The organism is Mogibacterium diversum, assembly GCF_002998925.1.
Lineage (GTDB): Bacteria > Bacillota > Clostridia > Peptostreptococcales > Anaerovoracaceae > Mogibacterium > Mogibacterium diversum.
Map to the genome: position 1 here is coordinate 1744835 of NZ_CP027228.1, position 14323 is coordinate 1759157.

Below are 14323 nucleotides of genomic sequence, written 5' to 3' on the forward strand. Positions count from 1 at the left end.
ACTTAGTGAGGCTATTCGCTTTTTAATGTTTTGAAAGTTTAAAATGCAGTATAATTAAGATAATAAGTGGGTAAATAATAGCGCCCAGATGCTATAAAAGATTAATAAGAGGGTTAGATATATGGCAAGTAATGAACGAGTGCTCACCGAAGCCGAGCAAAGAAGGCTAGAGAGATATAAGATAAAGAGTGAAGAGCTAGAACGAGAAGGCTACACTAAGACAGACCTTACGATATCAGTCGTTAAGGCGAATATCGGAGCCTTATATGGACTAATCATGACTGTGCCCTTTATTGCTATCTACGTTCTTAGATATGATGGTGCGGATTTTGGTAAATCTCGAATTTCAGCTAGTTCAGGTCTAACTGTTCTGGCCCTACTATTATTGTTAACAGTGGTACATGAGCTTATTCACGGTGTAACGTGGAGCAGATTTACGAAAAAAGGTTTCAAAGATATTGAATTCGGTGTGATCTGGAAATACCTAACACCGTACTGTACTTGCAGTCAGCCGCTAACAAAGTGGGAATACATAACGGGTGCCTTAATGCCAGGACTGTTACTAGGTATAGTGCCATGTATAATCGGATGCATGGCGGCCGATATACTTTTTCTTGCAGCTGGAGTACTGATGACTATCGCTGCAGGTGGAGACATCCTAATAGCTAAGATGATACTGGGCAATAAAGCATCTAAAAAAGCGCTGTACCTGGACCACCCGACAGAGATTGGGCTGGTGGTGTTTCAGAAATAAATTTCTCTACCACCTCATGAGACCCAGCACCACTAGGTGCGCTGGATAGAAGATGTAGAAAAACCACTTATTAAATGAAGCCTTGCTACCACGTCCTCCATTATAGGAATAAATTATTGGGATAACAAGGAGCGTGCCAATCTGCCACACCTGACCGTACCAAGGTAGACCGTGGCTTACACACATGAACGCTGACAATGAAAAACTAAGGACGCTGATGGCCGCATAGCAGATGGCCTGACGGTCCTTATTTTCTTTGTTCATATAAATCGACAGTGTGAACAGAGGTCCGAATATAAGCCAGTCTGTCTTCATCGACAGTACAAGTAGTACGATGACAGCGATAATACCCTTTAATGTGCCAATCTTCTTCCAATTCTCGACAACCTCCATCAAGGCAAATGAGCATGCAAATGTAAATAGCACATTGCCAAGTGGCAGGGTGAAGGTTCCCGACTCGAAGAATGAGAATGGTATCTGTGCGATTATCGCAAAGGTGAGAAGCCTAGAGAAATACTTTTTTCTGTTGGATGTATGAACGAAGCCTTCAGCGAGTGCAAGGCACATCGAGGGAGCCGTTATTCGCCCTATCAATCTAAGGATAATATAAATACTGGCATCCGGTGCAAAAAACACGGATGCCAGATGATCACAAACCATTGATATTATCGCTATGTATTTGATCTTATTTATGCTCATTTTTATACCAGTTCCACTATTAAAACGATAATCATTTTTCACTTATATTTTACCATAGAACATTAATTATCTTAAAGAGCTTGCTTTCTTCCTGATATAAATTGTAAAGCTGAGGCTGATTATAACTGTCCCAAGTACGACTAGCCAAGCAGCGAGGTGCGTATTATCGCCGGTCTTTACAGTTCTATTTGACTTTACATGGGCGTTTTTTCCCTGAATTGAGGCTGGCTGATTCACCTTTGTGTTAGTGATAGTCGTCGTCTTACCGTCAGTCGAGACATCGGATTTTGTGCTGTAGCCAGCAGGGACATCGAGTTCTTTAACAGTCCATGTATAGCTATCGTCGAGGTTGTTCCAAGTGTACGACCAGTTATTTGTAGCATTAAGCTCTACTGGTGTGCCGTAAGCGGTGCCGTCCTTGTACAGCTGAGCCTTTGCGGACGACTCGGAACCGTTCTTCCAGATTTTCTTAACCGTGTGTGTCACATATTTGATAGTGGTGTTGTTAAATGATATAAATCCATTTCTGTCACCTGTGTAATTCCTTGATCCATCCGGATTGAAGGTGATTCTAACACCGTCATATGTATAGTAGTTTCCGTTAATCTCAACGTAGTCAAGATCATATGAATACCTACCAGCAAAATATGGGTAACCATTGAAGTAGCATTTTACAGTATAAACGGTTTTATCATACTTGATGCCTGGAACATCTGTAGGGATCTCTTCTACTGTAAAAGTTACATATTTTGTCTCCGGTGCAGGCTGTTTTTCTTTTAAATAATAAGAGACAATACTATCGAAGTATACAAAAAAAGCGTTTCCTCCATTACCAATATTTTCGTAAGGCTCGTGTGTAAGTGGTGAATCGTAATCCTCGTGCTTACGGATGTTGCCTTCGGGATCCTTAATAACTATTTTAAATTTTCCCATGTATTCAGCGGGAACTGGTCCATTATCAAGAGTTTTAGTGAATTCGACTGGGTCTGGTTGGTAGCTAGCAAAAACGGAACCCAGTGAAAAAATGTTTATAAGCATGAGTGCGAATACTAACACTGCGAGCTTTCTGATTGTTCTTCTTGAGTCTGTCATAACGCCCTCCTTTTATGTGGTTTATGGATTATATCATAAGCATAACTAAAATATACCTGAATAGTCTAAATTGTTTTTTAAAAAAACATTTGTAAAATTTTATATAAAAAAGTCTTGCTAAACCCGAAAAAGTTGTGAAATTAAACTCATAAGATTAAGTGAACTCAACGGGTACAGAATTATTTTGAATCAATTTCTGCTTAAATTTGATTTATATTTATAAATCTGATAAACTTCTAGAAAGTAAACAAAATTAGTCTTTTTATAGACAAAATGTGTGTGTTTTTAGTATACATTTGTCATCAAATAAAGATATTGCGCGTTATTTGGACAGTTTTTCTACTAAAAGGGTATGTGAAATAAAAGAAGGGCTGAGATTTAGGGGACTTTATTATATTAATGATAAAGAGAGACAGATGCATGAGTTTCCAGCCTAGTTTGGTTTGAGCTTATGCATTTTTCTTTATTTATAAAACTTGTGACTAGAGTCACTAAAACGTTAATGCATTATTATACAAAAGGAGAAAGAGTATGCAGAGATTAGTAAAAAAGCAAATTAGCTGCATCGTAGCAATGGTTATGGTATTGCTACTAGCTATGTCTGTAATTGTTCCAGACAAAACTTATGCGGCGACAACACACAGTCTTAAGATCACTAACGGTGGTAAGACTGCACACACTTTTGAAATCTATCAGGTTTTCAAGGGTGATCTATCGGGAAAGGTTCTGACTAACATCAAGTGGGGTAGCGGAATCAAGGATTCATCTAAGGCATCGCTAGGAAGTGCAAGTGCAAAGGCAAAGACACTTACTAACGTAACAAAGGCAGAAGAGTTTGCTAATGACCTTCAGTCTCACCTTGGTACACCTGCAAAGACACAGCAGGTTGCAGCTGGCGGAAGCGAGACAGTAACAGGACTTGAGCCTGGTTACTACCTGGTTAAGGATACAGCAAGCTCACAGAGCAACAAGGAAAACGGTGCATATACATCTTACATTCTTAAGATCGTATCCGACACTGAGACAAATGCAAAGCTTGACGTACCTACAGTTGTTAAGAAGGTTCAGGAGAACAGTGATAGAGTTTGGCAGGATGCAGCTGATTACAACATCGGCGACACAATCCCTTACAAGCTAACAGGTACTCTTCCTACAAACTATGACAAGTACACAAAGTACGCATATAAGTTCCACGATGAGATGTCTGCAGGTCTGACTCTAGACCCAGCTTCAATCAAGGTTAAGATCGACGGAACAGAGATTGCTAGCAGCAAGTACACTGTTACACAGGATGCTGGCTCAAACAGCTTCACGGTAGCTTTTGCTGACCTTAAGGCACTCGACACACCAACAACTGCTAACAGCAGCATCGTAGTTGAGTACAATTGTAAGCTAAATGACAATGCTGTTATCGGTTCTGCTGGTAACCCAAATACAGTTTACCTAGAGTACTCCAACAACCCTAACAGAGGTGGAGAGGGAGAATTCGGTAAGACTCCTAAGGATAAGAATATCGTATTCTCATACAAGGTAATCGTTAACAAGAAGGACGAGAACAACGATCCTCTAGTTGGTGCTGAGTTCACACTTTACAAGAAGACTGTCACTGGTAAGGAAGCAATCACAAGATTCACTATCAACAACACTATGGAAGCAAACAAGACCACATTTACATATAAGGGTCTAGATGCAGGAAAGTATGTGCTCGAGGAGACAAAGACTCCAACTGGCTACAACAGCATTGAGCCTGTTGAGTTCACAATCCACGCTGAGTACGACAAGACTTCCGACGATCCAAAGCTAACTAAGCTAGAGAGCCTTGGAACTCTAACATTTACAGCAGACAAGACAGCTGGAACACTTTCAACTGACGTTGTTAATAACAAGGGATTCACTCTTCCAGAAACTGGAGGAATGGGTAGATACCTCATCTACGTTCTAGGTGCAGTTCTCGTAATCGGTTCACTCGGATACATGAAGCGCAGAAAGGAAGCAACTATTAAGTAACAATGGGCAAGATGAAAAAAATCATCCCCAACATAATAGTGGCAATGATGCTGATTTCAGGGATAGGGCTTTTAGCTTATCCCACGATCAGCGATTGTATCAATGAATTGCACTCCTCTAGAGCAATCGGGAGCTATGTAAAGAAGACTAAGGATTTATCCAAAGAGAAAAAAGCACAACTTCTAAGCGAGGCGAGGGCATATAACGCAACTTTGGTTAACAAGAAGAATCGTTATTTCCTTAAGCCAGAAGAAAAAGAGCAGTACAACAAGCTGCTCGATGTAACCGACACAGGCATCATGGGGTATGTGGATATACCTAAGATCAAGGCATACATACCTATATATCATGGTGTTGATGCAGGTTCGCTTCAGATAGCAACAGGGCATATACCTGGGAGCTCTCTGCCGGTAGGTGGTCCTAGTACACACAGCCTGATTTCAGGCCATACGGGACTTCTATCTGCGAAGCTTTTTACAAATATCGATCAACTTGAAGATGGCGACATCTTTATGATCCATGTATTTGACGATGTGTATGCATACAAGGTTAACAAGATTAACACTGTACTGCCTGATGAAGTTGAAGATTTGGAAATCGAAAAGGGCAAAGACTACGTGACGCTGATTACGTGTACGCCCTATGGAGTCAACTCGCATAGACTTCTCGTGAGAGGGGAGCGCACCAAATATACGAAGACACAGAACGTAGAAGACGTTATTAGAATGGTCATGCTGAAATATATTGCCATATTAGCTGTTGGGGTTATAACTCTGATAGTTTTAATAAGGCTGTATATCAAAAGGCGAAGAAAAAAGAAAGGGATTAAATGAAGAGTAATAGAATTTCTTTAATATTAATTCTATGCTTCAGTTTTGTATCTTTCATACTTCCTTCCCATGCTGCATATGCAGATGATAGTGCGAGCTTAAACATCACGCTGACTTATGAGCATAAAGCAATAAGCGGTGCACAGTACTCTATCTATCAGGTCGCAGACCTGAAGGCGGATAGGACTGGTTATGTCGGAAGAGCTCCGTTTCAGTGGAATGGGAATTTAGAAGAACTTAAAACCGTAGATGCTCAGATAAAGTTGGCGCGTCGTCTTGAGAGGCAAAGCCGTAATGCAAGTGCGGCGATGACACTCACGACTGGTCGTGACGGTACGGTTCGTTTTACAGGTTTGAGAAGTGGAATGTATCTCGTGGTACAAACAGGAGCAACTGGGGAAGCTGCAGACTACACAACGATGCAGCCGTTCTTAGTGATGGCTCCAAGGTTTGAGAATGGCGTTTGGAACAAGGTTGTGAATGCCAAGCCAAAGCCTGAGGTACAGAAGAAGCAGAAGCCTAAAATCACCAAGAAGGTAAAGACTGGTGATAACAGCGAACTGTTCTGGTGGAGCGGGTCACTGATGCTCAGCGTCGGACTTATGACCCTCCTCGTACTGAGGAGAAAGAATAAGATGGGAGGAGTGAGCTGATGAATAAGAAGACTTTAATGAAAAAGCTCTCTTCCTTGCTGATAATCCTCGCCATCTTGATACAGATGTTTCCGATTGCTACGTATGCACAGGAAAACGCGACACGCACAACTCGGGCTAGACATGTCAGAGCACTTAGAGCAGGGGCTCCAGAAACCTATGTGAAGTTCAGTATACGGTCTCACACTGGCGAAAATATAATGGGGCAGGTACAGTACAACCTCATGGAAGTGAGCGGTGGTTCTGAAAAGCTAAATAAAAATGGTTTTGTGAGCTTTGTGAAACCAGATGTTGAATTTACAGGGCTAAAGCTAAACACTACATATAAGATGTACATAAAAAATGTACCACAAGGATACGAGAGGCCAGTTCAGAGTGTTGCGGAGTTTTACTTCGACACATCGGGAATTCACTTCACTAAAGGTAGTGGAGGCATAGTCCTCCGTCAAACTGCTGAGTCTGCAAAAGTCGGAATGGGATTCTTTGTACAGGATACGTCTGGCGCTGCAGTTAAGCCTGTAACCTTTGAACTAACAAAGGAAGGCGATAACGGCGACACTGCCATAAGCATTCAGGCCAAGCCTGGGGCTGGGAATAGGTACGATATCGATATTACAAAGCGTGATATCGAGCTTAATAAGAAGTATAAGCTGAAAATTAAGAGTGCACCGAGCAAATACCAGCTTCCTACAGGCAATGTAGCTGAATTCTATTTCTCTAATGAGGATGGAAAGCTATTCATAAGGTTTACAAAGGGCGGTAATACTGCAATTCTGAAGAAGGTTGGTGAACAAGATAAACCGCTTGCTGCTAATGAATACTACGGATTTGTAGGATACGGAGATAAGATCAAAGTGTCCAAGAGCAACGAAAGCTCATCTGGGGTAGAGGCATTTTGCATTAGAGCAGAGGATACTTTCCCGGGCTTCGGAGACAATGCCGTATATAAGGAGTACATCAACGATGCGGATGCTCTATATAGATCAGCTCAGAGACCTAGAGTTGGTAAAAAAGAGCTCTACGACGCAATGCGTAAGATTTATTACTACTGCGAAACGCACAAGGATGAACTCCTGAAGGATTACGGACTCAACGATGCGGGATTCTGGAGAGATTCAGTAGATCACGACCAGGATTATGGATACTATAAAACGATGCAGGAGGCATTTTGGTACTACTCAAATAGCCTGGATGATATAAAAACATATAGTCTGGGCTCTAATGAGTACACCAGGATGAAGACGGCAGTTAGCCACATCCTATCCGAGAGCAAGAAGGTTTCTGATGCGGAGATGAAATCCGTTAAGGTCAAGACATATATTACAGAGATGACTGGCAAACATTCTCAGCCATACCAGCAGCTGGTTTCGTTCGAGCTGAACAGAACGACTGAAATCAATGTGCTTAAGGTGGACGAGTCAGAGACAGCGCTTAACGGAGCTGTATTCAAGCTTGAGAAGCTTGATGATGCATCATTTACACCTATGTATGTCGGCAGAAACCAGAATATCTCGCAGTTCAAGTTCGAAGGGCTAAGTGCTGGCGAATATCGCCTCACGGAGGAGAAGACGCCGACAGGCTACAAGTCATTAGATGGACCGATTGCCTTTAAGATTGAGGAACAGAACAAAAAGTTCACTATCACGCAGACTTCGACCAATCCACTAGTAACCTTAAGCGGAACTAGTATGACATTTAAAGTTAAGAACGAAAAGCTTAAGACCAGAATTACTGTTAACAAGAAGTGGTTTGATGTTGATGGACAAGAGGTGCAGCGCTCAGCTGGGTCAATCACCTACAACTTGATGCAGGTTTCGACGAGTGCGAACGGGACGACTTCAGAGAAGGTATATAAGGCTGGAGAGACACTGTCAGCTTCAGATAACTGGACGAAAACCTATACGGATTTACCGGTGTCAGGAAAATCGGACAATGGCGATGACGTTACTTACGGTTACTACGTAGTTGAGACGGCCGTGCCAGATTACGGTACTAGCTACAGCAATAGTAACGGTGCAGAAGTTCAGACGCCAAAGGATGCAGCGGTTTCATCAGGAACTATTACAATCAAAAATACTGAGAATATGAGGTTCCTACTACCTGAGACTGGCGGTCTTGGGAGAACCGTACTGTATATCGCAGGGGTGATACTCGTGCTTATATCGGCAGGGGTGATTATCACTAGGAAGAATCGTGTAAAGAACGGTACGAAATAAGAAGCTAGAGAGCGACTGCTTTATGTGGTTGCTCTCTTTTTTATTGGACTGCTAAAAAAACAAAAACATTAAAAAAACAAGGTTAAAAAACAAAGAAAAGTTGTAGTAAATACCAATTATATCGATTTTGCAATATTAAGTAGCGTATATGCAATTTGCATAATAGTGGACTTTCGTGTAAAATAAACGAAATTAGTTAAGAATTACTTATATGATGCAGTAGTGCGTTATATAGAGGGTTTTTGCATTATATCGTTAAAAGCTACGCTGTGCATTTTGGTGCATGTGCAGCTTAAGATAAGTGTATTTATAAGGAGGGATTATGAAGGCAATTAGAAACAAAGCGCTGTCTATACTGTGCTTGATGGCCATGATTATCACAACTGTGATATCTGGTATTCCATCAGTAAATGCGGCGGCTTCAGGTGCGTCATCTGGAACCAGTGCGTCAGTTTTCTCTGACACGATTAATTTTGGTCAGAGCGGTTCACTTACGCTAAACCTAAAGCCTACCTCGCCTACGACAGTAAGGACAGAAACTAATATCACTACAGGAATTGAAATCGATGCGACGGCGCTGACGAAGCCAGTCGAGGGCTTGTATCTCGAGATTGAAGTGCCGACAAAGCAGACATCGAAGAATCAGAACGATACCAACAATATCGCTGAAGGGACGTACTTGGATAACTTCGCGACACCAGCTGCCAAGACGCAGCCTATTATCAAGTCAGAAGAGACAATCGTGACTAACGATGGGAAGACTATTAAGCGAATTTATCTGAACAAGATAGACAACACGGTAAGATTGCAGCTTCCATATGTAATGAGCTTTGCAGACAAGACTACACCTAGTGATTTTAAGCTTAAGCCAGTGGTTCGCATGTATAGTGCTGATGGCACTAAGCTTTCTACACTTGAGGATAAGACTTATGGTGTTACTTATCCAAAGCCATGGCTCATGAAGATAGTTGCGGGAGAAGAGACTGACGATCAACTCGTATACGGTGGTACATCTAGCAGGACGAATCCTTCGTCTATTTCAGAAGATGGGGCATCGGATATTAACTACAACTTTAAATTGTATCAAGATTACAGAGCATATCGCTCAATTATAATCACTGATAAGCTTCCGACATATGTTGATAGCGCAGGCAATACAAGGACTGCAAAGTTTGATCCGGCAAAGAACCCTAACTGGACTCTAAGCGCCGACGGTAAGACGGTTACTCTAAGATTCGACATACCTACGGGTGTTAGGGATTTGCGCGATTACATCAGGGATAATCTGCCAGCTTATTCAAATCTCAAGCTGTCATTCCCAGGTGCAAAGTACATGAATGGATCTAATAGAGTAAACTTTACGAACACTGCAGAGATGCAGGGAATTCCATTTAACCCGGGCACAGCTGAGGCTACTGTCGGGAAAGTCGCTGGAAATGAACATAATTTTGACGATGATACGAAGCGTTTCCGCTTAGCAGGTGATGACTACAACGGCGATGGAATGCTCGGAAAGAAAGGGCCGCTTACCATTCCGTTCGATAAGAACAGTCTCGCGGTAAGATAGCTGGAATATGCTATCAAGCTGGTTAACAAGCTCGATAGACCGCTTACAGACATTGAAATTTATGAGGACGTTCAGAACACTGGCGGTCGTCTATTTATGACGATGATAACTGGAAACCTCGTAGGTGTAGGGTCGAGAGCAAACCTCAATCTCTCACAGCTAGAGCTAAGAGGCTATAAAGCTGACGGAACGTACGACGTTATTCCACTTACTAACAATGGTGCAGCGTGGCTATTTAAAGGCGAGGTAAATGCTGACAGCAAGGAAAAGCTACAGTCATACCTTGATCAGATTAATCAGGGCACATTAGATCCTGCAAATGCTGGTGCAGTTGATCCTAAGTACAAGAGAGTGGGTCTATACCTCAAGGATTTCACACTCGCACCTTCGGCAAACTTAGAGTTTAACCTCAAGATGATGTTTATCAATCCTTTTGGGGAAACCTATAACGATAGACCTATCAACAATACGGTTAAGGCTGATGTCAACAGGGTTAACGAAGATGGCTCCAAGACGAAGATGGATCTGTCTGGTAGCTGGAACTCGTACTTTACTCCTTTCACCGAGAAGGTGTGGTTAGGTAAGGAAACTCGCAATCAGAGGGTGGGGATGCCAAACGAGAGATTCACTGCCAGGGTAGGTTTTAGGCTTGATACACTCTCTGGAGCGCGCTACCTTAAGAATCCAACATTCGTTGACCTACTGCCAACCGGTGTTTCGTATGATCAGCTTACACATGTTGACCCGATAGTTGGTTCGAAACCAGTTCAGTCGGTGGAGTTCATTAAGAACTATAACGAGACTGGCCGCGATGCGGTTAAAATTGTTCTACCTTCAGGCTACGTATATGAATATGCGAATATGTCTTATGATATTGTCGATCTATATGTCAACAATGACGTAATACCTAGCAAGGCGGAGAATGATCAGTTAAATAATAATAATGATGTTTATTTCTACGCCGATAACTGGACAAAGGGAACGCCAGCAGATTTCGCTGGTCTCTATAATACGAACAACTTCGTAAAAGACACACTAGACATCAATATAAATGGTGTCGTGGATGAGACTATACTAAAGGCAACTGCCAAGGTTCTGGGTAACAACGTAGAGAGTATTCAGTCGGACAAGCACATAAGAAGCCTCGAGCCTAATACTCCAGGCGGTGCTGCTGTATACGGAAGAGCATTTACAAGAAATACTATCTCGACAGATTTTGCCGATGTGACAAACACGAGCGGATTATTCCAGTATCGCCTAAGTGTTCGTAACTATTACAACATGGCGATGGATAAAATCCTCATGTATGACGTGTTCCCACATGTAGGCGATGGCAGAAATTCTGCATTTAGCAACACCCTTCAGGGACCACTCGAGCTAAAGATCGGTTCTACAGATGTAAGCGATAAGTACGATATATATTACCGTACGGATAGATACCCTGATAGAACGGACAAAAACGAGCTAAATAGCTCTGCTTGGACTAAGAACCCTGGGGACTACACCAAGGTTAAGGCTATCAAGATTGTAGGTAAGAATGGTACGACTTTGGAGCCGTACACAGTTCTGTCTGCATATCTCACGATGAAGGCACCAACTTATGATCCTAAGCTATCAGAGGCTGTTGCTAACAACACATTCAGTGTTATATATAACGACGAAGTAAAGCTTCGTGAGACCGATGTTGTTTCTAACAAGCTGATTGATAAGATGGATGTTGAAGCAACTAAGAAGTGGGTTGATACTGAGGGCAATGAAATTGCAACTCCGGATGTTAACGAAATTACGGTAAAACTCTTTGCCAATGGCGAAGATACTGGTAAGACCGCTAAGCTGACAGCAGCGAATAACTGGAAAGCAAAGTTCACACAGCTTCGCCAGTACACCGTAGTTCAGAATAATGATGGCACTACAACTAAGACACCAATCGTTTATACGGTGAAGGAAGCTAACCAGAACGGAAATAACAAAGTAACATATAGTGGCAAGACATATGACGTTACAGCTAATTCTGTTCAGGTAAACCCAGCTTCGCCAACAGAGCAGTTAGGCATCACCATCACCAATACGATGGAGCAGGAGAAGGTAGAAGTTTCAGGAACTAAGACATGGGATGATAACTTCAACCAGGATGGCAAGCGTCCGACATCAATCAAGGTGAACCTACTTGCTAATGGCTCAAAGGTGCAGGAAAAGACTGTGAACGCTGACAGCAACTGGACATATACATTTGCAAACCTACCTAAGTACAAGTCAGGACAGGAGATTACATACACAGTTACAGAGGAAGCTGTAGATGGATATACGGCTACAATAAATGGCTATGACATCAGTAATAAGCATAAGCCAGAGTATATTGATATCCCTGTAGAGAAGGTTTGGGTGAACGATAACAGTGTAATCAGCAGCCGTCCTAACAAGATCCATGTAAAGCTTTATGCTAACGATGAGATGATTGAGGAGCGCGATATCAAGGCAGCTGATAACTGGAAGCATACATTTGCAAACCTACCTAAGTACAAAGGTGGCAAGGAGATTAAGTATGCTATAAAGGAAGATGCTGTAGGTGGATACACCACTAAGGTTACCGGAGATTCAGCTGGCTTTGTGATCACTAACACGTATGAGCCAGAGAAGCCAAACGTGCCAAAGACACCAGATAAGCCTAAGAAGACAGGACTACCTAAGACTGGAGATAGCGCAATACTAGTATTCTATGCAGGTGTGCTTCTACTTGCACTCGCAGGGCTAGCACTTTTAATCAGAATGAGAAAGAAAATAAGTGAATAATTATCAGTTTTGAGGTTTAATGTCTTGTGTATTAATTAAGAAATCGAGCATGATTGATTACTAAAATTGTCAATCGTGCTCTTTTTTTGTGCAAAGTGAAAGATATAAAGATATGATATTGAAATAAATATACATAATTGGTAAACTTAACAGGAGTTAGGAAATTAGCGTGTAAATAATTGCAAAGGAAAGGATTATGAAAAGAGTAAGAGATTTTATTGGATATCTACTATCTCTAGTTATGATAGTAGGACTCATGCTGCCTTTGGCGAGCATGGATGTAAACGCTGCTACACCTAGAGAGGTGACAGCACGTGTAACTAAATTTACTATTCAGAATATTGCTGGAACAGACAAGAATAGTGTATATAAGGGAGATACATTCTTCCTAGCTATGGAGTGGGATGCTAGTGCTAATGGCGCTAATATGCGTGCAGGTGATTATTTCGATATCAAACTGCCTGATCAGGTGTTCTATCCAAACGGCGCAGCGGCACTAGACTTCGATATATACGATTTAAATGGTAATACAGTGGTTGGAAGGGCTCACATTACACCGGGCGCAAACAACCGCGGCGGAAAAGTCAGAATCACGTTCAACAATTGGGTGAACGGAAGAGAAGATGTAAAGGGCAAGATTAGTATAACCGCAAAACTTGAACTAAGCCAGATTACTATAGATTCAAACAACACGCTAGTTGTTACGGTTGGCTCTCAGGTCTATCCAGTGACTATACGCGTTGATGGCCCTGGAATACTTCCACCTGAGGTTCTAGGTAAGTGGGGTAGTGCAGCAGCAAGTGCCAATGAAGCTAACTGGGTTGTACGTATAAATCACAAGAAAGACACGCTGACTAACCTTGTAATTTCCGACAAACTCACCGATGGTCGAGGCGACGAGACATATATACCTGGAAGCTTTGTTTTGACAGAGACCACTATAGATGCAAGGGGATATGAGCATGGTACCCCAACAGTCGTTAATCTGACAGGAAAGCTCAACCTCGCTGCAGACGGAAGATCGTTCAGTATAAGGATGGGAAATGTTGCTCAGAAGCAGTACATACTCACCTACCGTTCGACTTATCACCCTGGTACGCTACTCAAGAACCTGGCGCAGCTCGTTTCTAGTGAACAGAGCACACAAATCGTTTCTAACTACAAGGTTATGGATTCATCGGGAGATGCTAGCGGAATCTACTCCAAGACGACTGTAAAGGTTGAGAAGAAGTGGGTTGGCAAGGCAAAGGATTCCGTAACTGTCAAGCTGTATGCAGACGGTGCAGATACTGGAAAGTCAGTAGTTCTAAATGCAGCAAATCAGTGGAAGGGCGAGTTCACAAATGTACGCAAGTACAATGACGATGGCGATAGGATTGAGTATACCGTTAAAGAGGCAGACGTCTCGGGATATACAGCAAAGGTCACTGGAACACAGGAAGACGGATTTACAGTGACAAACACAGAGATTCCACCATCGACTCCAGGTCCTAAGACACCAAAGAGCAGACTTACACCTAAGACTGGAGACAGCAATGGTATCGGAATGTATGGACTGATTTTACTATCGGCTATTACGGTTACAGGCGGACTGCTTATGAGAAGAAAGAGTCTCTAGGTTCACGATAACTATCAGATAACATTGTATTTTTTTAGAACAATATAAAAAGGGCGGTGCTATTTGGCACCGTCCTTTTCTAGTGTCTAAAATCGCT

10 protein-coding genes are annotated in these 14323 nt (G+C 42.2%); 8 read left to right on the top strand and 2 right to left on the bottom strand.

From position 1 onward, the window contains the following. The first annotated feature begins 121 nt into the window (after positions 1 to 121). Entirely contained in the window at positions 122 to 754 is a 633-nt protein-coding gene (locus C5Q96_RS08340; RefSeq protein WP_106057916.1) for a DUF3267 domain-containing protein, read from the top strand. A gap of 6 nt (positions 755 to 760) precedes the next feature. On the opposite strand, the gene C5Q96_RS08345 is transcribed toward C5Q96_RS08340, so the two are convergent. Then, entirely contained in the window at positions 761 to 1453 is a 693-nt protein-coding gene (locus C5Q96_RS08345; protein ID WP_106057917.1) for a TraX family protein, read from the bottom strand. A 66-nt stretch (positions 1454 to 1519) separates the two neighbouring features. Then, complete coding sequence (locus C5Q96_RS08350; protein ID WP_106057918.1) at positions 1520 to 2545, bottom strand: Cna B-type domain-containing protein; 1026 nt, start codon at positions 2543 to 2545, stop codon at positions 1520 to 1522. Between the two features lie 531 nt (positions 2546 to 3076). Here C5Q96_RS08350 and C5Q96_RS08355 point away from each other — a divergent pair. From C5Q96_RS08355 to C5Q96_RS08385, 7 genes are all read left to right on the top strand, one after another. Next, entirely contained in the window at positions 3077 to 4552 is a 1476-nt protein-coding gene (locus C5Q96_RS08355; protein WP_106057919.1) for a SpaH/EbpB family LPXTG-anchored major pilin, read from the top strand. 11 nt (positions 4553 to 4563) lie between these two features. Continuing rightward, complete coding sequence (locus C5Q96_RS08360; RefSeq protein ID WP_245905568.1) at positions 4564 to 5385, top strand: class C sortase; 822 nt, start codon at positions 4564 to 4566, stop codon at positions 5383 to 5385. Next, a complete protein-coding gene (locus tag C5Q96_RS08365) occupies positions 5382 to 6035 on the top strand; it encodes a pilin N-terminal domain-containing protein (protein WP_106057921.1) in 654 nt (217 codons plus the stop codon). The genes C5Q96_RS08360 and C5Q96_RS08365 overlap by 4 nt, the downstream gene beginning before the upstream one ends. Then, positions 6035 to 8251, top strand: coding sequence for a SpaA isopeptide-forming pilin-related protein (locus tag C5Q96_RS08370; RefSeq protein WP_106057922.1), 2217 nt, complete (start codon positions 6035 to 6037; stop codon positions 8249 to 8251). The genes C5Q96_RS08365 and C5Q96_RS08370 overlap by 1 nt, the downstream gene beginning before the upstream one ends. Before the next feature lie 322 nt (positions 8252 to 8573). After that, complete coding sequence (locus tag C5Q96_RS08375) at positions 8574 to 9818, top strand: hypothetical protein (protein WP_106057923.1); 1245 nt, start codon at positions 8574 to 8576, stop codon at positions 9816 to 9818. A gap of 96 nt (positions 9819 to 9914) precedes the next feature. Next, a complete protein-coding gene (locus C5Q96_RS08380) occupies positions 9915 to 12608 on the top strand; it encodes a Cna B-type domain-containing protein (protein WP_106057924.1) in 2694 nt (897 codons plus the stop codon). A gap of 196 nt (positions 12609 to 12804) precedes the next feature. Then, a complete protein-coding gene (locus C5Q96_RS08385) occupies positions 12805 to 14226 on the top strand; it encodes a Cna B-type domain-containing protein (protein ID WP_106057925.1) in 1422 nt (473 codons plus the stop codon). Positions 14227 to 14323: the final 97 nt, after the last annotated feature.